The sequence below is a fragment of the Vibrio kasasachensis genome (assembly GCF_050337565.1).
Lineage (GTDB): Bacteria > Pseudomonadota > Gammaproteobacteria > Enterobacterales > Vibrionaceae > Vibrio > Vibrio kasasachensis.
In genome coordinates this window covers 1-22,492 of record NZ_JAKJTB010000034.1, presented here as the reverse complement: position 1 = coordinate 22,492, position 22,492 = coordinate 1, and the positions used below count along the sequence as shown (strand labels likewise).

Genomic DNA, 22,492 nt, shown 5'->3' with positions numbered 1-22,492 from the left:
CTTTTAGGGTTTTAGTTAATCCTGATATTGATACGATTTAGTGTTTCACTGAGTTAGTTTGATATCGAAACCTAGTGCGCCCTTAGCTCAGCTGGATAGAGTACCTGGCTACGAACCAGGCGGTCGGAGGTTCGAATCCTCCAGGGCGCACCACTTTTAGGGTTTTAGTTAATCCTGATATTGATACGATTTAGTGTTTCACTGAGTTAGTTTGATATCRAAACCTAGYGCGCCCTTAGCTCAGCTGGATAGAGTACCTGGCTACGAACCAGGCGGTCGGAGGTTCGAATCCTCCAGGGCGCACCAACATCGAAAGCCTCGCAGAAATGCGGGGCTTTTTTGTTAACAAAAAATGATCATTTTTGTTACTCGTTATAAACAACTCTTTGTTTTTTAATTGCTAATTTGAGAATTATTAAGTCTATCGCAGCAAAATGCGTTAAGTTGAAATAACGTTGGATAAACACCAGTTGTTTGTTCTTTTATGAGTGATTAATCCAGCTTTATGTGATTTGTGTGGCGAATATTTCCCTAGAAATGTGCAATATCATTAAGACTGCCTTAAACAAAATTGACAAAGTTTAACCAATCGAGATAATCCTAGTCCTCTTGTCGGGATCATAGGATGCATCTGTCGGCAATAATAAGCGCCGAAAGGCACTGCTACACATAAGCTAGAAGCTTCATATAAAAGAAGCTCAATTGCTTAGGCTATTGTCAGGATGACAAAGAAAGGACACAAAATGGACAATATTGGAAGCCAATTGATTGACGCTGGCACCTTGATGATTACAGGGATGTCAGTCGTATTCGTATTCCTCACAATTCTTGTATACCTTGTTCGGTTAATGTCTCGTTTGGTGCCTGAAGAAGCGCCAGAGCCAATCGTCACACCAGCACAGAAAAAACCAGTTCAATCATCTTCTGCTGTAAGCCCACAGGTAGTTGCGGCGATTTCTGCCGCGGTACATCAGTACCGTACCTCAGCTGCGAAATAGCAATTAAAGGATTAAAAGGAGTTAATGAGCATGTCTAAACCACTAGCTATCACTGATGTGGTACTTCGTGACGCCCATCAATCGTTATTTGCTACGCGCATGCGTATCGAGGATATGTTACCGATTGCCGCTGAATTGGATAAAGTCGGTTATTGGTCATTGGAAACGTGGGGAGGCGCGACGTTTGATTCGTGTATCCGTTTCTTGGGTGAAGATCCATGGGAACGTCTACGTGAATTAAAAAGAGCAATGCCTAATACGCCAATGCAGATGTTACTGCGTGGTCAAAACCTATTGGGTTACCGCCATTATGCGGATGACGTGGTGGAAAAATTTGTTGAACGTGCCCATGCAAATGGTATGGACGTATTTCGCATCTTTGATGCGATGAATGATGTGCGCAATTTCCACAAAGCAGTAAAAGCCACTGTGGATGTTGGTGCGCACGCCCAAGGTACGATGTCTTATACGACTAGCCCTGTGCATAACACGGATACTTGGGTCGACCTAGCTAAACGTCTCGAAGACTTGGGGTGTCATTCTCTGTGTATTAAAGATATGTCAGGTCTGCTAAAGCCTTATGAAGCAGAAGAACTGATCACTCGTATTAAAGCATCGTGTGATGTACCACTAGCACTGCACTGCCATGCCACTACAGGTCTATCAACCGCAACAGCGATAAAAGCAGTCGAAGCAGGTATTGATATTCTTGATACTGCGATTTCATCGATGAGCTGTACTTACGGTCATACACCAACAGAAACGGTTGTTGCTATGCTACAAGGTACTGAGCGTGATACCAATCTAAGCCTGAATCAAATCGAGCCGATAGCAGCGTATTTCCGCGACGTTCGTAAGAAGTACGCAAAATGGGAAGGACAGTTAAAAGGTGTTGATTCTCGAATCCTGATCGCGCAAGTACCAGGTGGCATGCTGACCAACATGGAAGGTCAGCTAAAAGAGCAAGGTGCAGCTGATCGCCTTGATGAAGTGCTCGAAGAGATCCCTCGCGTTCGCAAAGAATTAGGCTATATCCCTCTAGTTACTCCAACCTCACAAATTGTCGGTTCGCAAGCGGTTCTCAATGTGCTCACTGGTGAGCGCTATAAGACCATCACTAAAGAAACCGCTGGTGTACTAAAAGGTGAATATGGTGCAGCGCCAGCAGAGGTGGATGCTGAACTACAAGCGAAAGTGCTTGGTGATGGGGAAGTGATTACTTGTCGCCCAGCGGATCTTCTTGAAGCTGAGATGGATAAGCTAACTGATGAGCTTTTATTGAAAGCAAAAACGGATGGCATCTCGCTTGCGGAAGACGCCGTTGATGATGTGTTGACGTATGCGTTGTTCCCACAAGTTGGTTTTAAGTTCTTGAAGAATCGCCATAACCCAGAAGCGTTTGAACCTGCTCCGGGTAAAGAAGAAGTCGTTACTACCCAAGTGGCAGCGCCATCGGCTAATGGTATTGAAACTTACAGTGTGAAAGTAGATGGTCAAGTTTATGACGTAGAAGTTGGTCCACAAGGTCAACTCACATCGCTCACACCTAATTCCGCACCGAAAGCAGCGCCTGCGGTAGCAGGTAATACTGAAGCGGTACCAGCACCACTTGCGGGTAATATTTTCAAAGTGATTGTTCAAAGTGGTTCTGAAGTTGCTGAAGGCGATGTATTGCTTATTCTAGAAGCAATGAAGATGGAAACCGAAGTACGAGCAGCCCGTGGTGGTGTCGTGCAAGATCTTCACGTCAAAGAAGGTGATTCAGTCGTTGTTGGCGCACCGCTACTGAGCTTAGCGTAAGGGAGTTCCATGGAAGGGTTATTAATTCTCTGGTCTGAAACTGGTATTGCTAATTTTGAGTTCAGCCAACTGTGTATGATTGCTGTTGGGTGTGGTTTATTGTTTTTGGCGATTCGTAAAGGCTTTGAGCCGTTACTACTGTTGCCTATCGGTTTTGGTGCCATTCTGGCGAATATTCCCAATGCAGGCTTCACTGATCCGGGCGGTTTGCTTTACTACGTGTATTACATCGGAATTGACACCGGCGTATTCCCATTACTGATTTTTATGGGCGTAGGCGCAATGACCGACTTCGGCGCGCTAATTGCGAACCCTAAAACGCTTTGGTTAGGTGCGGCAGCTCAATTTGGTATTTTCGCCACTTTGTTTGGCGCTATATTACTTAACTATGTGCCGGGTATGGAATTTAGCATGCCTGATGCCGCATCCATTGCCATCATAGGGGGGGCGGATGGTCCAACCGCTATCTTCCTTGCGAGTAAATTGTCTCCCGATCTTTTAGGTGCGATTGCAGTCGCTGCATACAGCTATATGGCTTTAGTGCCGATTATTCAGCCGCCTATTATGAAAGCTCTGACTACACCAGAAGAGCGTAAGATAAAAATGGCTCAATTACGCCACGTAGGTAAGACAGAAAAAATCCTGTTTCCACTCGCGGTTCTGGTGATGACCATTTTGTTTCTGCCGACCGCGACACCACTGGTTGGTATGTTCTGTTTGGGCAACTTAATGCGTGAAGCGGGTGTCGTAGAGCGTTTATCTAAAACCGCGCAAAATGAGCTGATTAATATTGTCACCATTTTCCTTGGTTTAGGTGTCGGCTCTAAGCTGCAAGCGGAAGAGTTCCTAAACTTGGAAACCTTGGGTATTTTGGGGCTTGGTGCGGTGGCATTTAGTATTGGTACCGCGTGCGGTGTCTTAATGGCGAAAATGCTGAACAAGTTCTCGAAAGAAGATATTAACCCGTTAATTGGTGCCGCGGGTGTCTCTGCCGTGCCAATGGCAGCGCGCGTTGTAAATAAGGTTGGGCTTGAGGCTAATCCTCAAAACTTCCTATTAATGCACGCTATGGGACCAAATGTTGCTGGCGTATTAGGCTCCGCGGTTGCGGCTGGTATCTTACTCGCACTAGTTGGGTAAGCCGCTAGATTTGGTTGTGTTCGGTGGGAAATGCCGAATGTCCAACTTGATTAAATTGCGATCAAGTGGTTAACCAAAGCAAACCAAATGTTATATATTCAAAGGGATGCTTCGGCATCCCTTTTTTACATCAATAAGGATTGCATGGTATGGAAAACAAACAAGTGGTTATCCCACAATTTGGTGAGCCGGAAATGCTCACAATCCAAAGTTCAGACGTTCCTGAACCTAAACTCGGTGAGGTCGTGGTCAAAGTCGCTTTTGCTGGGGTTAATCCCATTGATGTAAAGACCCGGGCAGGGCTCGGCTGGGCCGCTGCACAAAACAAAGATAATCTACCCTGGGTTCCGGGATACGATATTTCCGGCACTGTCTATTGCAGCGGAGAAGCTGTTGATAGATTTGAAATTGGCGACAAAGTCGCTGGTTTTATTGGCTTTCCTTTGCAAGGAGGAGGGTACAGTCAATACGTTAGCGTGCCAGAAAGTGCCTTAAGCCGAGTACCTGATTCAGTGATGCTAGAAGCCGCTGCGGCTTTACCTCTTGCGGGGCAAACTGCAATTCAAGCACTGGACAAAGTCTCCGTGCAAGAAGGGCAGCGTATTTTGATTCTCGCAGGAGCGGGTGGTGTAGGGCATATTGCCGTGCAACTTGGCGTGGCAGCAAAAGCAGAAGTTTTTACTACTTGCAGTGAATCGAATCTCGATTATTTGGCTACCTTGGGGGCTCATGCTATTAATTACCATTTTTCGCCAGTATCAGAGCGAGTTGAAGAGGCCGATGCCTTGGTTGATCTAATCGGCGGTGATGCTGCTTTGGATGCGCTTAAGTGCCTTAAAGATGGTGCAAAGGTTGTAACTGTCCCTACCCTAAGTGCAGAGCTTATTTGTGAAAAAGCCAAGTTACTGGGGTTTGAAGCAACAGGTATGCTAGTTGACCCTAATCGTGAGCAGCTTGATGCCATGCTGTATTTGGTTAGTATTGGTCTGCTCAAAACTGAAATTTATCATGTCTACCCAATGGATCAGGCAGTCGATGCGCATAAACAAATGGAAACAGGGCATACACGAGGAAAAATTTTGTTGGATATGCAATGCTAGAAGCGTTTAGTACAGCGTTTCAATCTATCGCTTTATGGTTTTCTGATTCAGCACTTTGGGTTCTCTTTTTTAGCGGACTTCTTAGTGCAACCTTATTACCCGGTGGCTCAGAGGCAGGTTTAATTGCCACCTTGAGCCTAAATCAATATTCTCCCGCTATGGTTATATTAGTCGCCACTCTCGGTAATACTCTAGGTGGCTTAACTAACTATTGGCTAGGTCTCTGGTTACCTAATCGAACTCAAAACGAAAAACACGGTCATAAAGCCATTCAGTGGCTAAAAAAATATGGTTACTGGTCCTTGTTTTTCAGTTGGTTGCCGATTGTTGGTGACCCTTTATGTCTTGCAGCTGGTTGGCTCCGAATGAAATTTTGGCCAAGTTTTTGGTTAATTTTGATTGGTAAAGCCTTTCGCTATTCTTTATTAGCTGCTTTGTTCTACGGTTTTTTCTAAGGAAATACGATGAGAAAGTTCTTACTAGGTGCTGTTTCTCTTACTGCTTTATTCGGTTGCACCTCAAGTATCGATTATTCCGTACCGTTTTTTTCATCTTTACCTCAAGGTGTCACTTTGGTTGATGAGGCCGAGTCGATCTCAGGTAAAGCAACGATCCCTTATAGTAAATACAAGCTTGAAAACGGTTTAACCGTGATCTTATCACCAGATCACTCAGATCCATTAGTGCATGTAGATGTTACCTATCATGTAGGTTCTGCACGAGAAGAAATTGGCAAATCTGGTTTTGCTCATTTCTTTGAGCACATGATGTTCCAAGGCAGTGAGCATGTGGGTGATCAAGAGCACTTTCGTTTGATCACAGAAGCGGGCGGATCACTAAATGGCACCACTAACCGCGATCGAACCAACTATTTTGAAACGGTACCAGCCAACCAGTTGGAAAAAATGTTGTGGCTAGAGTCAGACCGCATGGGTTTTTTGCTTGATGCAGTTTCGCAACGCAAGTTTGAAGTTCAACGTGATACCGTGAAAAACGAACGCGCTCAAAACTACGACAACCGTCCCTATGGATTGATGTGGGAAAAAATGGGTGAAGCCATCTACTCTGAAGGTCATCCATATTCTTGGCAAACCATTGGTTATGTCGAAGATCTCGATCGAGTCAATGTGAATGATCTTAAAGCTTTCTTTTTACGCTGGTATGGCCCCAATAACGCAGTACTGACAATTGGTGGCGACATCGACGTCGAGCAAACCTTAGCATGGGTGAACAAATATTTTGGCTCGATCCCAACGGGACCTGAAGTTAAACAAGCGCCAAAACAACCAGCGGTATTGTTACAAGATAAATACATAACCTTAGAAGATCGCATCCAGCAACCAATGGTGCTGATTGGTTGGCCGACACAATATAGTGGTCAAGAGGACGAAATGTCCCTCAATGCGCTGGCATCGGCATTGGGGAATGGGGCTAATTCACTGCTCTATCAAAAATTAGTGAAAACACAAAAAGCGGTCGACGCTGGTGCTTTTCAAGATTGTTCCGAACTAGCGTGTAATTTTTACATTTACGCGATGGCACCATCGGGCGATAAAGGTGAACTACAGCCGTTGTATCAAGAAATGATGCAGATCTTGGCTGGTTTTGAAGCGCAGGGGATCAGCCAGACACGTTTGGATCAAATCACTGGTATGTCAGAGTCTTCGGCAGTTTTCGCGTTGCAAAGTGTTAAAGGTAAAGTATCTCAGCTTGCGGCGAACGAAACCTTCTTTGGTGAGCCAGATAGGCTACAAACACAACTAACTCGTATTCGCTCGGTAACGCCTGAATCGGTCATGGCGGCATACAAAAAGTATGTTAATGGTCATCATAAAGTCACCTTGAGTGTAGTACCGAAAGGGAAATTAGGTTTAGCCGTTGAGCCAAGCAATTTCATGACGCCAAAGCGCACACTACCCGCTTACAAAGAAGTATCTGATACAGAGTTGGTTTACCGCCGTCCACAAGAAGACTTTGACCGTTCAGTGATACCTCAGGTTGCTGAACCAGTTAAAGCCGAGATGCCGTCGCTTTACCGTGTTTACTTTGACAATGGTGCTGAGTTATTGGGAAGCGTCAGTGATGAAACCCCAACAGTACAGATGGATATTCGACTACCGGCTGGTGAGCGCTATGCAGCTAAAGGCAAAGAAGGTATTGCTAATCTAACGGCTGCAATGATGCAAGAAGGCACGCTTGAATCGAGTCTTGAAGAGCTACAAGCTCGTCTTGATCGGCTAGGCAGCAGCGTAGCGATCAACGCTGGCAATTACACCACGACAGTTTCATTGGCAAGCTTAGAGAAAAATTTGCCGCAAACTTTGGCAATAGTTGAAGAAGTACTGTTTAAGCCTAGGTTTAATGCTCAAGACTTTGAGCGAGTGAAGCAACAGATGTTGGAGGGATTAGTCTATCAGCATCAACAACCAAGTTGGTTAGCGTCTCAAGCCACACGACAAGTGTTGTTTCACGGCTCGCTTTACGAGCGTGCAAGTGATGGAACAGAAAGCTCCTTAGTTGGGCTTACCCTTGATGATGTTAAAGCGTTTTACCACGAGCATTACACACCTCAGGGCGCGCAAATAGTTGTGGTGGGTGATCTTTCTAAAAATAAAATTACCGAGCAACTTGGATTTATTGAAAAATGGCAGGGTGAAGCCGCACCTTTACTTAGCCCTCAGTTCGTTGCACCAGTTTCCGGTCAAACTTTGTACTTAATCGACAAGCCGGATGCTCCGCAAAGTATTGTTCGTATGGTTCGCCAAGGTCTTCCGTTTGATGCGACTGGTGAGGTGTATTTAACACAGCTGGCGAACTTTAACTTGGCTGGCAATTTTAATAGTCGTCTGAACCAAAACCTTCGTGAAGATAAAGGTTATACCTATGGTGCCAGCGGCTATCTTGCATCCAATAGAGAAGTCGGTGCTCTGGTGTTCGCGGCGCAAGTGAGAGCAAATGCAACACTACCTTCGATTGTTGAGATGCAAAAAGAACTCGAACAATTTAGCCAGCAAGGGATGACGGAGCAGGAGCTAAACTTTATGCGTTTAGCGGTTGGTCAACAAGATGCCTTGAAATATGAAACACCTTCGCAAAAAACGCAGCTATTAGGCTCGATTTTGACCTTTAGTTTGGAAGATGACTATTTGCAACAAAGGAACAAAATTGTCGAGACGGTCAACAAGGGGGCACTAGATGCATTGGCGAAGAAATGGTTTAATCCGGATGATTATCAGATCATTGTTGTGGGCGATGCAAAAACGTTAAAACCACAGCTAGAATCATTACAGATTCCTATCAAAGAACTTGAAATTGTCCAATAGAGGACACATAAAGAGAGCATGTTAGTAGGGCGTTTTTTCCGCCCTACAGATTGTATAGAGTCAGTTCTTGCTATAAGACTCCAAATATAGCTATGAACCACAAATTAAGGTGACTCAGTTTGACAGATTTTGCTGCGCGTTTAGAGAAAGTCGCACGTGACCCAAAAGTATTTAAAAACTTTGGTCGTGGTGTGGAACGAGAAACCCTCCGCTATAAACAAGGTGGTACACTGGCGACCACCCCACACCCAAATGGATTAGGTTCGGCTTATTCCAATAAATGGATAACAACTGATTTTGCTGAGTCATTGTTAGAATTCATTACTCCAGTCTCACAAAATATTGATACCTTATTGGCGCAGCTCGAAGACATTCATCATTTCACCCAAACTAAATTGGATGGAGAAAAGATGTGGCCGTTATCAATGCCTTGTTATGTCTCGGATGAAGACATCATCAACCTTGCGCAATACGGTAGCTCTAACTCTGGAAAAATGAAGACGCTATATCGTGAAGGTTTGAAGCGCCGCTATGGCAGCTTGATGCAAATTATCTCTGGCGTGCATTTTAATTTCTCATTTCCTGAGTCATTTTGGGATGCATTGTACGGAGAGCAAGATGAGCAAGATCGTCAAGTAACTAAATCAGATGGCTACTTCTCGCTTATTCGTAACTACTACCGTTTTGGTTGGCTAATTCCGTTCTTCTTTGGGGCGTCTCCAGCCCTTTGCTCCTCATTCATTAAAGGACGCGAAACGAATCTGCCATTTGAAAATATTGGTCAAACACTATTTTTACCTCAAGCGACTTCGTTGCGTCTTAGCGATCTTGGTTATACCAGTAGCGAGCAAAGTGTACTTAAAATCGGTTTCAATAGTATTGACCAATACCTTGAAGGTTTGAACAGTGCAATTCGAATGCCTTCAAAACAGTTTGCTGATTTAGGCGTTAAAGATGACGGTGAATACCAGCAACTCAATAGTAATGTTCTGCAAATCGAAAATGAGCTTTACGCGCCGATTCGCCCTAAGCGAGTGACTGAAAATGGTGAAAAACCGTCAGAAGCGTTAACTCGTGCAGGGGTGGAGTATGTTGAAGTGCGTTCACTTGATGTAAATCCATATAGCTCAATTGGTATTGATGAAGATCAAGTTCGCTTCCTCGATCTATTCCTGACTTGGGCTGCATTGAGCGATTCAGCGCCGATGGATTTTTGCGAGCAAGCATGCTGGCATGAAAACTGGAACAAAGTGGTACTTGAAGGTCGTAAAGTGGGTTTGGAGTTACAAATCGGCTGTAAAGGCGAGAAATTATCACTGCAAGAGTGGGCTAAGCGTGTTTTTTCTGAGTTGATGCAAGTAGCAGAAAAAATGGATCAGGCTTTAGGTGGCAATGAGTATCAGGCGGTATGTAATAAGCTAATCTCATGGATTGATAACCCTGAATTGACGTTTTCTGCTCAAGTATTGGCTGATACTAAATCTCATGGTGGATTGGGTAAACTTGGTTGCACGCTTGGTCGTCAATACATCGAACAGCACCTAGCTCATCAGTACCGTGAATACAGTGAACAAACCATGGAGCAAGAAGTTATTCGCTCTCGTGATGCTCAACGTGCACAAGAAGATTCGGACACTCTAAATTTTGATGATTTCTTAGCGGATTATTTTTCTTACTTAAAGCAGTAACTATGTCTAAAGAAAGGATTCTAAAACTAACTCTACTTGTGAGTGCAGTCAGCATAGCTGGCTGCGCAACACCACCACCAGCTAACCAAAGTAATATTTGTTCTATTTTTAGAGAAAATCCAGATTGGTATGGCGATGCGGTGGATATGCAAGAAGAGTGGGGTACACCAATCAATGTTGCGATGGCGTTTGTGAAACAAGAAAGTAGTTTTCGTCACGATGCTAGACCGCCCAAAGATTACCTGTTAGGTTTTATTCCGTGGGGGCGAGTAAGTAGCGCTTATGGCTATGCCCAAGCACAAGACCCTGCATGGGAAGATTTCCAAAAAGCGACCAGACACGGTGGTTCGCGCACCAGTTTTGATGATTCCTTGATGTTTATTGGTTGGTATACCAGCGAGACACAAAAGCAACTCTGTGTCTCTAAATGGGACCCATACAATCAATATTTGGCGTATCACGAAGGTCGTGGTGGCTACAAGCGAAAAACTTACCAAGGTAAACCATCGCTAATTAAAATTGCTCGTAAAGTTGAGCAGCAAGCAAAGGAATATGGTTGGCAGCTCAAACAGTGTCGGCAAGAATTGAATAATAATAGAAGCTGGTTTTTCTAATCAGTAGGAGAGGGATGATGCCATTACTAGATAGCTTTACCGTTGATCATACACGTATGAATGCACCAGCGGTTCGTGTTGCTAAAACGATGACTACGCCGAAGGGCGATACCATTACGGTATTTGATCTGCGTTTTACTGCACCAAATAAAGACATCTTGTCGGAAAAAGGAATTCACACACTTGAGCACTTATACGCAGGGTTTATGCGCAACCATCTAAATGGTGATTCAGTAGAAATTATCGATATTTCACCAATGGGTTGCCGCACTGGTTTCTACATGAGCTTGATTGGTACGCCTGATGAGCAGCAAGTTGCTACTGCATGGTTAGCGGCTATGCAAGATGTACTTAAAGTGGAAAATCAAAATAAAATTCCAGAGCTAAATGAATATCAGTGTGGTACGGCTGCAATGCACTCACTCGATGAAGCGAAGCAAATTGCCGAGGCAATCATTGATGCGGGTATTTTGGTTAACAAGAACGATGAGCTTGCATTACCCGAAACAATGCTCAAAGAACTGAGTATCGATTAAGCATTACTGGTTATTGAACGGAAAAAGGAAGGCTAAGCCTTCCTTTTTTATATGGGAAATACGTTATTGTGCTTTTGGTAACACCACAACTTGGGTTTTTGCCCAAATGTCATGAAAGCCTCTTTTTTGCGGATCGAAAGGCACCGCGAAATTTGCCAGGCCGAATCCTGAGGTTGCCAAGCGAATTAAAGCTTGAGTTACGCTGATCCGACCGCCTTCTAAATTACGAACCTGAATTTTCCAAGCTCGCATTCCAAGAGTTTGCCCTGCGCGAGTCCAAAAAAATACGAAGAAGTAAATCCAAACGATCGCAAGGTAAAGTGTGTATACCGGGCTCCAGATAGGATGGTTTGTTAGCAAGTCGCTCACATCTGCATAAGGGGCAACATTGATTAGACCCATTGCCATTAGTGCATGCAATACCGCAATAACCACGCCTGCGGCCATCATTTCAATCGCAATAATAATCAAGCTATCATAAAACAGGGCACCTAGTCGACGCATTAAACCTGCTGGTGGGAGTGGCTGGTGGGTAGTCATACTCGTACTCAAATAATAAAATAGCTGTCAGGATAATGTTTCATTTGGGCTATGGAAAGAGAGTTTGCGCACAGCTTAATGTATTATGGCGAAATTATCAGCAAACGATAGTTGATTCAGTCTTTTGCACTTGCACGATACGTGTTGTTACGTATAATGCCAAACATCAAAAGGCAATTAGCCTAAAGATGCCGGTATGGTGAAATTGGTATACACGACGGATTCAAAATCCGTTGCCTTCGGGCGTGGCGGTTCAAGTCCGCCTACCGGTACCATATTTTATAACAAAGCCTCGACGAAAGTCGGGGCTTTGTTATATCTGGTGTTTGAAATATTCCATACTAAAAATAGTGTTATGTGCGTCAGCGGAAAATAGACTACACAAAGGTCGTTAGCTAGACTGGCTTTCGTTGTTATAGCTTTCGTGAATGTTGGATTCTACCGTTCCACAAGAGCAGTTAAACTGAAATATTTACAAGGTCGGTTCTTATCAGTTCACTAACTCTAAGATCTCACTTTTTTATTGCCGCTAGATGAGCGTCAGTTTATTTCAACTCACTTGCTTGATATTCAACTAATAAATCTTGATACCATTGTTTAGAAAACTTCAAACTATCGATACCATATTTCAGTGTCGCCAACTCAAAAAAACTTTGCTTAGCAAACTCTGGTGGCACACTTTGCTGTTTATGAGCCTCATAGATAGGCTCTAAAGCCGTAAGCCATTGTTCGGCTTCATTGATGTAACGCTGTATAAAAGGGACCACATCTTGATTAATATGGCCAAAGAAAAACAGCTTTAATAAACCTTCATCTTTCACCTTTATTTTGGCTTTAGGTTCGGCAATCCACTCTTGAAATATTTGAGCTCCTTTGGGCGTTCTTGAGTAAATTTTCTTTGCTCTTTTCCCATCAGCCTCTTGGCGACAAGCAACCAATCCTGACGTTTCCAGTTTTTTTAATGCAGGATGTAAGCTGCCAGTGCTGGCACTAAAAAACAGTGAAGTACTTTGTTCCATCACTTTTTTTAGTTGATACAAAGTTTGGTCCTGATAGCTCAAAAGACCTAAGATCACTTTATCCTGCATTGGTATTACCCTTGAACTTTATTAACTTGAATAATATTACTATTGGGTTGCAAAGGTTTAGCCCCAAGTAGTTGCCAGTCAAAATACCCCATAATCAAGTTATTTAGTTGTTTACCCATCTCTTGATTATTGATTTCACCTATGTAGCCAAAATACTTCATAGGGGTGAAATAGTTAACATCAGTAAAATTGTTGTGATTGGCGCCTTTAAATGTGAAGGAGCAATGGTTACTATTTGAATCCTCTAGCAAAGCGTCATTTAGCTTGGAATGCGAAGCGAACAGGCCTTCTGCCATATCGCCATAAACAAAACAGACAGGCTTGTTGAATGCTTGCTGTTTGTCTAGTTGAAACTGAGGGCCATCTAGGTTCATAGCTGCCTTGATTTCTGCACGCTTTAATGCCAACTCAACCGAGATTGCTCCACCAAATGAATGCCCAAAAGCCCCAATGTTATTCAGGTCCATGCCCGATTTTAATTGAGTAGTTAGCTCACCAGATTGAATTTTATTCAGGTTATCAAGCAACAAGGTATTGTTAGCGTACCAGTAAGGAAAACGAGCGATTGAGGTTTGATTGAACTTAGATGATTCAATTTTACCCATTACCTCATGCCATTGGGCTCTGCTCGTGGCTTCTGATGCTCGATTGAGCGCTTGTGTCATTATCTCAACTTGTTGGATAACTGCATCATCATCAAACTGAAATTGCGCTTGCTGAAGCTGATAGACCAAGTCACCTGCCAAGGTCTTTAGCGCTAAGCTATCTCCCGGGTGACCTATACTTAATACGATGTAACCATGACTGGCTAACTGCTCAAATTGCGTCATGTTTTGTCTGGGAGACGAGCCATAACCATGGTTATATATTAATACGGGATGCTGGCCTGTCACTATGGGGATATCGATATAGGAGGAAGAAATACCATCGTCGCCAAATAATATCTCCGGTAGTCCTGTTTGAGATGCCGTGGCTTTACCTAGCCATTCCGGCATATATGACAAGTGCTTAGCATCTCTTATCGATTCCGCTGGGTACCAAGCCATCACCTGCACCCAATTATTTTCTCCTCGGATTTCAAACTGTGTGGCCCCAACCTGATGCTTACCATCGGGCTTAGGCATTTGAACATCAGGTATTAGCAAAAAGACCGCCAGTAAGGTGGTCAGAATTATGGCTGCAGAGATTTTCCATTTCATAACAAACTCCAGATTAATACACCTATTGAATATATCTATTAGATATATTTTTTTGCATTTAGAGCAAGATTTTTTTTGACCAATTTGGAAGTGAGTAGAGTTTTGGGGTTTTACTGATTGATTTGTGGGGGATAGTTCTAAGTTAGTTATGATTCATAATATTTGACTTTAATTACAGTGGGTTGTAGTTGGTTTTAATTCTTCTCGGCGCTTGGATGAGATCCAGTGAACGTAGCTTAAAATGGTATATTGGATTTGAACTGTCATTATTTGGCTAATGAGACCTAGTAAATATTTCTAGCTAAAAGGCGATGTAAGGTATTCAAAATTCGTTAATTTGGTTTCTGTGGTTGAACCTTCCATATGTAAATGTAAGCAATAGATTTCAATTCATATCTCTCAAATTTAGTTTGAGTCCTCTTTTCTGTTTGATGATAGTGACCAGTTTTAAATTCACGATATTTTTAGTCCCGCTAACCGTTTCACATAATCCCTTTTGGTGTCAAAACGAGAGTTAATGTTACAAAATGAGATTCTCTTCACGCTTCGTGCAACCGGTTGCGCTTTTTTGATTAGCTCATTTTTGATACAGTTTCTGTGGGTTGATTTTTAATCAAAAAGGAACGGGCGATGAAAAAGATTTTACTGTGTTGTAGTGCAGGTATGTCTACAAGCATGTTAGTAAAAAAAATGGAGCAAGCCGCTGAAAATCGAGGGTTAGAATGCCAGATTGAAGCACTTGCCGTTAATGCATTTAATGAAGCGATTCTAGAATACGATGTGTGCCTACTTGGACCTCAAGTTCGTTTTCAACTAGAAGAGTTGAAAAAAATAGCTGCTGACCATGGAAAAACGGTTGCAGCGATCTCGCCTCAAGATTACGGAATGATGAAAGGTGATGCTGTGCTGGATCAGGCGTTAGCACTTATCGATTAGATTATTCCCAAAGACTAAATATAAGCAATAAAGCAATTACGCCGTAGCTCAATATAAATGGTGTGGGGCTTTATTGTGCCAAAAATAAGGACGGACACTATGAAGCTTTATGATTCGATACTTGGACTTGTCGAAAAGTATATTGCACCACTAGCGGTAAAAGTGGGCAACCAGCCCCATGTAAGATCAATGCGAGACGGCTTTATTGTCGCCATGCCATTTATCATTGTAGGTAGTTTTATTTTGATTTTTGCATTTCCTCCATTTGACCCGGATACGAAAAACGCATTCGGTCGAGCGTGGTTGGATTTTGCAGCAGCTAACTTTGACACCATTATGATGCCATTTAATATGACGATGGGAATCATGACTGTTTTTGTATCCTTAGGGGTGGCTTATAGCTTAGCGAAAGCTTACAAAATGGATGGTATTACCAGTGCGGCACTTTCACTGATGTGTTACTTGCTAGTTGCATCACCAGTAACAAACGGTGGTCTACCAACTGCTCATATGGGTGGTACAGGTGTATTCACAGGTGTGATATGTGGTTTCTTTGCAGTTGAGCTGTATCGTTTCTTGAAAAAGCATAACGTTACGATTCGTATGCCAGAGCAAGTTCCACCTGCCATTGCTCGTTCATTTGAAGTCATGGTTCCTGTTCTAGTCGTATTTTTGACTCTTTACCCTCTAAGCGTTTTTGTTCAAGCTCAGTTTGGTATGTTGATTCCTGATCTTATCCTAGAAGCGTTTAAGCCTCTTGTAAGTGCATCAAACTCTCTACCAGCAATCCTTGGCGCGCTATTGTTGTGTCAATTGCTTTGGTTTGCAGGCATCCATGGTGCGGCAATTGTTGTAGGTCTACTATCGCCAATCTTCCTATCTAATATTGGTACAAACACCGCAGCGTTTATTGCTGGTGAGCCAATTCCAAATGTGTTTACTCAACCGTTCTGGGATTTCTACATCTTCCTTGGTGGTTCTGGTGCAACGCTTGCCCTAGTACTTCTAATGGCATTTAGCCGTTCAGCGCACTTAAAGAGTATTGGTCGCATGAGTGTGGTTCCTGGTTTCTTCCAGATTAATGAACCTGTAATTTTCGGTACACCTCTAGTACTGAACCCAACGTTATTCCTACCGTTCCTATTAGTTCCATGTATCAATGCAACCATCGCTTACTTTGCTGTTCATTCAGGATTAGTTGGCATGGGCGTCGCAATTACGCCTTGGACAACACCTGCGATTATTGGTGCATCTTGGGGTAGTGGTTGGACATTCGCACCTGTACTTCTAGTTATCGCATTAATGATTCTAGATATCTTCTTGTACTTACCATTCTTCAAAATGTTCGAAAAGCAGGTACTTGCAGAAGAAGGGCAAACAGAAAGTGCAGAATCTGACCAACAAGTATCTGGTCAAAGTGCAACGGCATAATTTTTAATTTTTAGTTTTTATTTTTCGGAGGAAACATGGATCAAGAAATGGTTGTGATGGAAATTATCTGTAACGCGGGTGAAGCTCGTAGCCTATGTTATGAAGCGCTTAAACTCGCTCGCCAAGATGATTTCGACCAAGCACAACAAAAAATGGCACTCGGTAAAGAGTGTTTAAATAAGGCGCACTTGATGCAGACTCAGCTCATTGAAGCGGATGAAGGGCAAGGTAAAGTGCCAATGACGTTGGTTTTGGTGCACGCACAAGATCACCTCATGACAACCATTCTTGCTCACGAACTGGCGACGGAAATTATCGCCTTACATCAGAAGTCTGTTGGATAGTGGAGTTGGTAATATGGCAAGAGATGCACTCAAACTCGCCATTATAGGCGGTGGTAGTAGTTACACACCTGAGCTTATTGAAGGTGTGATAAAGCGTCGAGATTTTCTACCTGTAAGCGAAGTTCATTTAGTGGATATTGATGCCGGGAAAGAAAAGCTTGAGATCATCCATGCACTAGCAACACGCATGGTGAAGAAAGTCGGCGCGGATATAAAAATCATAGCCAGCACTGATCGTCGTGAGGCAATCAAAGGGGCTGATTTTGTTATGACACAATTTCGCGTGGGTGGTTTAAAAGCCCGCGCCAGTGACGAGCGTATACCTCTTAAGTACGATGTCATTGGTCAAGAAACAACTGGCCCTGGTGGGTTTGCTAAAGCATTGCGCACCATTCCTGTTATTCTTGATATTTGTCGTGATATTGAGGAATTAGCACCAAACGCTTGGATGCTTAATTTCACAAATCCAGCAGGTTTAGTGTCAGAAGCTGTCAATAAACATACCAAAGTAAAAAGTATTGGTTTATGTAATGTGCCAGTTTCAATGCGCATGATGGTGGCAGAAATGATGGATTGCCAACCAGAAGAGTTGCAATTGGAGTTTGCTGGGCTTAATCATCTTGTGTGGGTACATAAAGCTTGGTTACATGGTGAAGATATAACGGAAACCGTACTTGAAAGAGTCGGTGACGGTGCAAACTTCAGCATGAAGAATATCTTCGAAGAGCCTTGGGATCCTAGCTTCCTAAAAGCCTTGGGAGCGATACCTTGTCCTTATCACCGTTATTTCTATCAAACTGATGCCATGCTTCAGGAAGAAAAAGAAAGTGCGGCAGAGAAAGGAACTCGTGCAGAGCAAGTTATGCTTACGGAGCAGTCACTCTTTAAACTTTATCAAGATGAAAATCTTGATGTGAAGCCTAAAGAACTAGAAGAGCGGGGTGGTGCATACTATTCTGATGCTTCGTTGAATTTGGTTGATGCTATCTACAATAACCGCAACGGTATTCACGTGGTCAATGTGCCTAATAATGGCGCAATCAACACTTTGCCGGACGACGCTGTAATTGAATGTAGTGCAGTGGTAGGCAATTGGGGGGCAAAACCTGTTTCGGTTGGTCAACTATCGCCTAATGTGCTTGGGTTATTGCATCAAGTAAAAGCTTACGAGCAATTATCGATCGAGGCTGCGGTCTTTGGTGATTACGACAAAGCGTTGATGGCTTTGGCTAATAACCCACTAGTACCTGATATTAAGCGTGCAAAAGCCATATTGAATGACATTTTGCGTGAAAATGCTGAGTACTTACCGCAATTTAAGCTGACAACGCTTTAGGGTTAGTCATTTAAACGGAATACAGTTGGGGAAAAGATGAAAGTCATTTTTAATGCAGACGACTTTGGATTGACGGAAGGTGTGAACAATGGAATTGCCGCAGCCTACCGTCAAGGTATCGTTCGTTCAACAACATTTATGGTGGATATGCCTGGAGAGGCGCATGCAGTAACGTTGGCTGCGAGCATGTCTGATCTTAAAGTAGGCCTACATTTGCGATTTACCGCAGGTAAGCCGCTAACAAATCATAAATCACTGGTCGATGAACGCGGTCTTTTCCCCTCTATTTCTGACTTTTGGCAGAAACGAGATTTTGACCCAATCGAAATATATGAAGAAGTTATCGCGCAAGTTGAACATTATTTAGCGTTGGGGCTGGAGCTTAGTCATATTGATGGGCACCATCATGCTCACACTCATCCGCAAATAGCATCAGTGGTGTATGAAGTAGCCAAGCAATATGGTGTACCACTTCGTGGTGTTGGTCTGGCTGGTCAAGAAGAGTTTGGTTGTCGCTACCGGTTTACCGATCAATTCTATGATTCAGACATTACGGTCGCTCATGCAAAAAAATTAATGCTTGAGCATGAAGAACATTGTGATGTGTTAGAAGTTATGTGTCATCCTGCTTTGGTTGATGCTCAATTGAGGTCAATGAGCAGTTATTTAGCTCAAAGAGAGCAAGAACTGGAAACGTTGACATCAGCTGAATTGGTCTCTTTTTTAAAGGAGCGTGATATCCAAGTCACGGATTACTCTGTGCTTGCTTATTAGTAGTACTATCTCTGTGTATCATTAAAGCTGTCAGTTTCATTCCCCCTAAGTTTAGTCACTGACGGCTTTTCCCTTTTCCTCTCGATATTAATGAAGGTTATATGGCAAGAATAAAAGATGTCGCTGCTCTTGCTGGAGTGAATCGTTCGACGGTTTCAAGAATCATTAATGGTGAAGGAAAGTTTAAAGACGAAACAAAAAAGAAAGTTGAGCAAGCAATGGCTGAGCTTAACTACCGACCGAGTGCAATTGCTCGCTCTTTAGCCACTTCGTCAAGTAACATGATGGGGCTGCTTGTCACCTACTATACTGGTGGCTTTTTTGGTGCCATGATGGAGCAAGTTCAAAATGAAATGGATACACATTCCAAATTCTTGATCACGGCACAAGGTCATCACTCTAAAGAGGGAGAAAGAGACGCAGTGGAGCGTTTTCACGCTTTGCGGTGTGATGGCTATATATTACATAGTCGACACCTTAGTGATGAAGATTTGTGTGAACTCGCTAGGCAGCATCCACCTTTTGTTTTGCTTGATCGTGTTGTTCCAACATTGGAAGAGCGCTGTATTGGTTTTAATCATCACAAAGCAAGCACAATGGCGGTAGAACACTTGCTGTCGCAAAATCATACATTGATTGGTTGTATTACCGGTCCATTGTGGCGAGAGAACAGTTTACAGCGTAAGCAAGGCTACCTTGATACGATGCTAAAGGCGGGATTTGAGGTTAATGAGTCATGGTGTGAAGAGGGTAATTACAGCTCACGCAGTGGCTATGAAGCGACGCATAAATTGCTTGAACGACACCCTGAATTGACCGCGATATTTTCGTGTAGCGAAGAGATGACCGTGGGTGTGATGCAATATTTGCACGAACGAGAACTACGTGTTCCGGAAGACATATCAATAGCCAGTTTTGATAGTGTTGATCGATGCAAAGAACTATACCCACCCGTAACATCGGTTTGCTTCCCAATTAGCGATATGGCGCAGTCTGCGGTTCAAGTGTTAATTGACTTGCTCGATAATAAAGTTACAGAGAGTAACTCTGAATTCTCTCCGGAATTAGTGATAGGTAAAGCTGATCGCTATTTAAGTTAGGACTAAAGTCCTAAATACATCTTCCAATACTTAGCTATCCTTAATAAAAACAACAAGCTTAAGGATGGCAATGTATCAACTAACTCCCTATCTATTTTTTTCTGGACGCTGCAACGAAGCACTTGAGTTCTATACTCGTTGTTTTGGTGGTGTTGTATTAACAAAGCAATTCTTTCGTGATGCACCTCAACCCATTGAAGGTGCAAATCCAGATTGGATCATGCATTCGGAAATTGAGGCCTTCGGTTTAAAGCTGATGCTGTCTGATGGCATGGTTGTGAGTGAATTATCAGGAAATAACGTGGCTTTATCATTAGTGATGGAAAATCTTGATGAGCAAGCTCGCCTATTTGATAAACTTTCTCATGGTGGACATGTCATGATGCCACTCGCTGATACATTTTGGGGAGCGAGATTTGGCAAAGTAGAAGACCAGTTTGGGGTTCGCTGGATGCTGCATTGTGACCATTAAGATTTGAGTAGAAACACTATTAACTTCTCACTTATAAGACGTCGAGATGAATTTACACAATCTATGCACTAAACTGTGCGACGTTTTTGTGGATAGATAATTGTGTACAAACGTGGCAAATATAAAGATCACGGTTGATCGTATTCAACCAGGCTTACACGTGCGATTGCCGGTTAAGTGGAACGATCACCCATTCCTGTTTAATAGTTTTAAAATTAAAACCCATGAACAAGTGCGAATTATACGTCACTTGGGGATTAAGTATGTCTACGTCAATATGCAGCAAAGTGATACTGACCCTTTGCCGGTACAAGAGGCGGCAGGGGCAATAGAGGCTGAGACAAATGATGCAATGGACAAACGTGCCAATCAGTTATGGGAAGAAAAGCAGCAGCGAATAGAGCACATGAGTGCCTATAGAAGACGTGTTGCCAATTGTGAGAAAGAATTTGAACGGTCTTTGGCGCGTATGCGAGCGGTGATGACCAAGATTCGAAACCGCCCAGATTTGGCTGTCAATGAAGCATCTCAATTGGTAGAGGATATCGTAGATAGGCTGCTATCTAACGAAGACGTTACTTTGCATATGATGAATGGCAAAAGTGAGTTTGAAGATATCTATTTTCACTCGCTTAACGTTGCTGTCCTCGCAATGCTTATTGGTAAAGCTAAAAAGCTCGATTCAGAAAGTATTAAGCAGTTGGCGTTTGCAGCGCTATTCCATGATATGGGTAAAGTTAAAATTCCCACCGCGATATTGCGTAAAAACACTCCGCTTACCGCCCCAGAACAAAACTATCTAAATCTTCATACTAAGTATGGAATTGAATTGGCGAACAGTATTGAAAGTTTTCCGGATAGCGCACTTAGTGTTATTGCAAACCATCATGAATTACTCGATGGTTCGGGGCATCCTGCTGGCTTGAAAGGGGATGAGATCGATCTCTTTACTCAAGTTATCGCTGTAGCTAATGCTTATGACAATCTGTGTCATCATCAGATTGTGTCTAAACAGAAGATACCTTATATAGCGCTCTCTCATCTATATAAGAACTGCAAGCACCTTTATAACAATGAGAACTTAAGCATTTTGATTAAGTTTATGGGAGTCTATCCACCAGGAACAGTCGTCCAGCTTTCAAACAACATGGTTGGAATGGTGATTTCAGTAAACTCAGCTAGCCTGCTTTATCCTAATGTATTGGTTTACGATCCGTCCGTTCCTCGTACACAAGCACCAATCATTGACTTAGCCGAGAAAGAGATAAAGATAGTCAATGCAGTATTACCGAATAAACTTCCTGAAAAAGTGAAAGAATACCTTAATCCGCGATCAAGAATATCTTACTTTTTTGACTCAGATGATTAGTTATTCACAGGGTTCTGTGAATAACATAAGGGTAACTTGAGGGCAAGTTGGGTGTAAATAAGGTGTTGAGTGATACTTGTACACTTAAGCTTTTTTTGTGGAAAAAAATGCAATTTAGGCTTGCCAATGAAGCTCACTTATCTATAATGCGCATCCACTGACAGGGCAGACGCCATAAGGCTTCAGAGCTAGTCAGCGAAGTGAAAGCTTATGAGAAAATAAATTGAAAAAGTGTTTGACTCTCTCAATTATCTCGTTAGAATTCACCTCCGCTTTGAGAGAAAGTCTTAAAGCAACGCTCTTTAACAATATAAACCTATCAATCTGTGTGGGCACTCGTTGATGATAATCCAATAAGTTATTCTGTTCCTTTTTATAAAGAGCGGCAATGACTGTTTCTTCGGAAACACATTGGGTTCAATGAACTGAGTGACCAATCGAGATTAGCTTTCTTTGTAAAAAGAAACTTAGTCTTGGCACAGTCAATTCATTATCATTCTGTTGGAATGATAATAGCTTTAGAATTACATGTTTATCTTCGGATAAATATTAGTTTTGAAGTCAGTATTCATTGAGCCGAAAAAACTTTAAATTGAAGAGTTTGATCATGGCTCAGATTGAACGCTGGCGGCAGGCCTAACACATGCAAGTCGAGCGGTAACAGGAAGAAAGCTTGCTTTCTTTGCTGACGAGCGGCGGACGGG

20 protein-coding genes, 3 tRNA genes and 1 rRNA gene are annotated in these 22,492 nt (G+C 42.8%); 21 read left to right on the top strand and 3 right to left on the bottom strand.

Going from position 1 to position 22,492, the window contains the following annotated elements:
* The first annotated feature begins 76 nt into the window (after nucleotides 1-76).
* The 11 genes from L4C38_RS20940 (at nucleotide 77) to luxS (ending at nucleotide 11,199) form a co-directional block, all read left to right on the top strand.
* Nucleotides 77-153: transfer RNA gene (locus tag L4C38_RS20940), tRNA-Arg, on the top strand.
* Nucleotides 154-229: 76 nt separating this feature from the next.
* Nucleotides 230-306 (top strand) — tRNA-Arg (locus L4C38_RS20935).
* Nucleotides 307-743: 437 nt separating this feature from the next.
* Nucleotides 744-998 carry an oxaloacetate decarboxylase subunit gamma gene (locus L4C38_RS20930; RefSeq protein ID WP_428799477.1) on the top strand — a complete coding sequence of 85 codons (255 nt, stop codon included), beginning with the start codon at nucleotides 744-746 and terminating at the stop codon, nucleotides 996-998.
* Nucleotides 999-1,028: 30 nt separating this feature from the next.
* On the top strand, nucleotides 1,029-2,798 hold the full coding sequence (gene oadA / locus L4C38_RS20925; protein ID WP_428799476.1) for a sodium-extruding oxaloacetate decarboxylase subunit alpha: 1,770 nt from the start codon (nucleotides 1,029-1,031) through the stop codon (nucleotides 2,796-2,798).
* Nucleotides 2,799-2,807: 9 nt separating this feature from the next.
* Nucleotides 2,808-3,938, top strand: coding sequence for a sodium ion-translocating decarboxylase subunit beta (locus tag L4C38_RS20920; RefSeq protein WP_428799475.1), 1,131 nt, complete (start codon nucleotides 2,808-2,810; stop codon nucleotides 3,936-3,938).
* A 149-nt stretch (nucleotides 3,939-4,087) separates the two neighbouring features.
* The gene (locus L4C38_RS20915; protein ID WP_428799474.1) at nucleotides 4,088-5,038 is read left to right on the top strand and encodes an NADP-dependent oxidoreductase; all 951 of its coding nucleotides are present in this window, start codon (nucleotides 4,088-4,090) and stop codon (nucleotides 5,036-5,038) included.
* Nucleotides 5,032-5,493: a YqaA family protein gene (locus L4C38_RS20910; RefSeq protein ID WP_428799473.1), complete on the top strand. Its 462-nt coding sequence runs from the start codon at nucleotides 5,032-5,034 to the stop codon at nucleotides 5,491-5,493. Before L4C38_RS20915 ends, L4C38_RS20910 begins: the two co-directional genes overlap by 7 nt.
* A 9-nt stretch (nucleotides 5,494-5,502) precedes the next feature.
* Nucleotides 5,503-8,361, top strand: a complete 2,859-nt coding sequence (locus L4C38_RS20905; protein ID WP_428799472.1) for a M16 family metallopeptidase — start codon at nucleotides 5,503-5,505, stop codon at nucleotides 8,359-8,361.
* A gap of 119 nt (nucleotides 8,362-8,480) precedes the next feature.
* Nucleotides 8,481-10,049, top strand: coding sequence for a glutamate--cysteine ligase (gshA, locus tag L4C38_RS20900; protein WP_428799471.1), 1,569 nt, complete (start codon nucleotides 8,481-8,483; stop codon nucleotides 10,047-10,049).
* 2 nt (nucleotides 10,050-10,051) lie between these two features.
* Nucleotides 10,052-10,663, top strand: coding sequence for a transglycosylase SLT domain-containing protein (locus L4C38_RS20895; RefSeq protein WP_428799470.1), 612 nt, complete (start codon nucleotides 10,052-10,054; stop codon nucleotides 10,661-10,663).
* 17 nt (nucleotides 10,664-10,680) lie between these two features.
* The gene (gene luxS / locus L4C38_RS20890) at nucleotides 10,681-11,199 is read left to right on the top strand and encodes an S-ribosylhomocysteine lyase (RefSeq protein WP_428799478.1); all 519 of its coding nucleotides are present in this window, start codon (nucleotides 10,681-10,683) and stop codon (nucleotides 11,197-11,199) included.
* 63 nt (nucleotides 11,200-11,262) lie between these two features.
* Here luxS and L4C38_RS20885 read toward each other — a convergent pair whose 3' ends face one another.
* Complete coding sequence (locus L4C38_RS20885) at nucleotides 11,263-11,739, bottom strand: RDD family protein (RefSeq protein WP_428799469.1); 477 nt, start codon at nucleotides 11,737-11,739, stop codon at nucleotides 11,263-11,265.
* A gap of 190 nt (nucleotides 11,740-11,929) precedes the next feature.
* Here L4C38_RS20885 and L4C38_RS20880 point away from each other — a divergent pair.
* Nucleotides 11,930-12,014: transfer RNA gene (locus L4C38_RS20880), tRNA-Leu, on the top strand.
* Between the two features lie 270 nt (nucleotides 12,015-12,284).
* On the opposite strand, the gene L4C38_RS20875 is transcribed toward L4C38_RS20880, so the two are convergent.
* Together L4C38_RS20875 and L4C38_RS20870 are read right to left on the bottom strand one after the other, a co-directional pair.
* On the bottom strand, nucleotides 12,285-12,827 hold the full coding sequence (locus L4C38_RS20875; RefSeq protein WP_428799468.1) for a PadR family transcriptional regulator: 543 nt from the start codon (nucleotides 12,825-12,827) through the stop codon (nucleotides 12,285-12,287).
* 5 nt (nucleotides 12,828-12,832) lie between these two features.
* Complete coding sequence (locus L4C38_RS20870) at nucleotides 12,833-14,026, bottom strand: alpha/beta hydrolase (RefSeq protein ID WP_428799467.1); 1,194 nt, start codon at nucleotides 14,024-14,026, stop codon at nucleotides 12,833-12,835.
* A gap of 630 nt (nucleotides 14,027-14,656) precedes the next feature.
* Here L4C38_RS20870 and L4C38_RS20865 point away from each other — a divergent pair.
* From L4C38_RS20865 to L4C38_RS20825, 9 genes are all read left to right on the top strand, one after another.
* Nucleotides 14,657-14,962, top strand: a complete 306-nt coding sequence (locus tag L4C38_RS20865; protein WP_428799466.1) for a PTS sugar transporter subunit IIB — start codon at nucleotides 14,657-14,659, stop codon at nucleotides 14,960-14,962.
* 99 nt (nucleotides 14,963-15,061) lie between these two features.
* A complete protein-coding gene (locus tag L4C38_RS20860; protein ID WP_428799465.1) occupies nucleotides 15,062-16,393 on the top strand; it encodes a PTS sugar transporter subunit IIC in 1,332 nt (443 codons plus the stop codon).
* A 35-nt stretch (nucleotides 16,394-16,428) separates the two neighbouring features.
* Nucleotides 16,429-16,737, top strand: a complete 309-nt coding sequence (locus L4C38_RS20855; RefSeq protein ID WP_428799464.1) for a PTS lactose/cellobiose transporter subunit IIA — start codon at nucleotides 16,429-16,431, stop codon at nucleotides 16,735-16,737.
* Between the two features lie 13 nt (nucleotides 16,738-16,750).
* Nucleotides 16,751-18,073 (top strand): 6-phospho-beta-glucosidase, encoded by a 1,323-nt coding sequence (locus L4C38_RS20850; RefSeq protein ID WP_428799463.1) that lies wholly within the window; start codon nucleotides 16,751-16,753, stop codon nucleotides 18,071-18,073.
* A gap of 36 nt (nucleotides 18,074-18,109) precedes the next feature.
* Nucleotides 18,110-18,847, top strand: a complete 738-nt coding sequence (gene chbG / locus L4C38_RS20845; protein WP_428799462.1) for a chitin disaccharide deacetylase — start codon at nucleotides 18,110-18,112, stop codon at nucleotides 18,845-18,847.
* A 101-nt stretch (nucleotides 18,848-18,948) separates the two neighbouring features.
* Nucleotides 18,949-19,947, top strand: a complete 999-nt coding sequence (locus tag L4C38_RS20840) for a LacI family DNA-binding transcriptional regulator (RefSeq protein ID WP_428799461.1) — start codon at nucleotides 18,949-18,951, stop codon at nucleotides 19,945-19,947.
* Nucleotides 19,948-20,017: 70 nt separating this feature from the next.
* Nucleotides 20,018-20,419 (top strand): VOC family protein, encoded by a 402-nt coding sequence (locus L4C38_RS20835; RefSeq protein WP_428799460.1) that lies wholly within the window; start codon nucleotides 20,018-20,020, stop codon nucleotides 20,417-20,419.
* A 112-nt stretch (nucleotides 20,420-20,531) separates the two neighbouring features.
* Entirely contained in the window at nucleotides 20,532-21,788 is a 1,257-nt protein-coding gene (locus tag L4C38_RS20830) for a cyclic di-GMP phosphodiesterase (RefSeq protein ID WP_428799459.1), read from the top strand.
* A 589-nt stretch (nucleotides 21,789-22,377) separates the two neighbouring features.
* Nucleotides 22,378-22,492 (top strand): 16S ribosomal RNA (locus L4C38_RS20825); the annotation flags it as partial.

What these genes read in the sequence shown, in the direction of transcription:
- L4C38_RS20930 (WP_428799477.1), top strand. Translation starts at nt 744, where the DNA reads ATGGACAATATTGGAAGCCAATTGATTGACGCTGGCACCTTGATGATT.
- L4C38_RS20870 (WP_428799467.1), bottom strand. Translation starts at nt 14,026, where the DNA reads ATGAAATGGAAAATCTCTGCAGCCATAATTCTGACCACCTTACTGGCG.
- L4C38_RS20905 (WP_428799472.1), top strand. Translation starts at nt 5,503, where the DNA reads ATGAGAAAGTTCTTACTAGGTGCTGTTTCTCTTACTGCTTTATTCGGT.
- L4C38_RS20895 (WP_428799470.1), top strand. Translation starts at nt 10,052, where the DNA reads ATGTCTAAAGAAAGGATTCTAAAACTAACTCTACTTGTGAGTGCAGTC.
- L4C38_RS20915 (WP_428799474.1), top strand. Translation starts at nt 4,088, where the DNA reads ATGGAAAACAAACAAGTGGTTATCCCACAATTTGGTGAGCCGGAAATG.
- L4C38_RS20855 (WP_428799464.1), top strand. Translation starts at nt 16,429, where the DNA reads ATGGATCAAGAAATGGTTGTGATGGAAATTATCTGTAACGCGGGTGAA.
- oadA (WP_428799476.1), top strand. Translation starts at nt 1,029, where the DNA reads ATGTCTAAACCACTAGCTATCACTGATGTGGTACTTCGTGACGCCCAT.
- L4C38_RS20920 (WP_428799475.1), top strand. Translation starts at nt 2,808, where the DNA reads ATGGAAGGGTTATTAATTCTCTGGTCTGAAACTGGTATTGCTAATTTT.
- luxS (WP_428799478.1), top strand. Translation starts at nt 10,681, where the DNA reads ATGCCATTACTAGATAGCTTTACCGTTGATCATACACGTATGAATGCA.
- L4C38_RS20885 (WP_428799469.1), bottom strand. Translation starts at nt 11,739, where the DNA reads ATGACTACCCACCAGCCACTCCCACCAGCAGGTTTAATGCGTCGACTA.
- L4C38_RS20860 (WP_428799465.1), top strand. Translation starts at nt 15,062, where the DNA reads ATGAAGCTTTATGATTCGATACTTGGACTTGTCGAAAAGTATATTGCA.
- chbG (WP_428799462.1), top strand. Translation starts at nt 18,110, where the DNA reads ATGAAAGTCATTTTTAATGCAGACGACTTTGGATTGACGGAAGGTGTG.
- L4C38_RS20910 (WP_428799473.1), top strand. Translation starts at nt 5,032, where the DNA reads ATGCTAGAAGCGTTTAGTACAGCGTTTCAATCTATCGCTTTATGGTTT.
- L4C38_RS20875 (WP_428799468.1), bottom strand. Translation starts at nt 12,827, where the DNA reads ATGCAGGATAAAGTGATCTTAGGTCTTTTGAGCTATCAGGACCAAACT.
- L4C38_RS20840 (WP_428799461.1), top strand. Translation starts at nt 18,949, where the DNA reads ATGGCAAGAATAAAAGATGTCGCTGCTCTTGCTGGAGTGAATCGTTCG.
- L4C38_RS20850 (WP_428799463.1), top strand. Translation starts at nt 16,751, where the DNA reads ATGGCAAGAGATGCACTCAAACTCGCCATTATAGGCGGTGGTAGTAGT.
- L4C38_RS20865 (WP_428799466.1), top strand. Translation starts at nt 14,657, where the DNA reads ATGAAAAAGATTTTACTGTGTTGTAGTGCAGGTATGTCTACAAGCATG.
- L4C38_RS20835 (WP_428799460.1), top strand. Translation starts at nt 20,018, where the DNA reads ATGTATCAACTAACTCCCTATCTATTTTTTTCTGGACGCTGCAACGAA.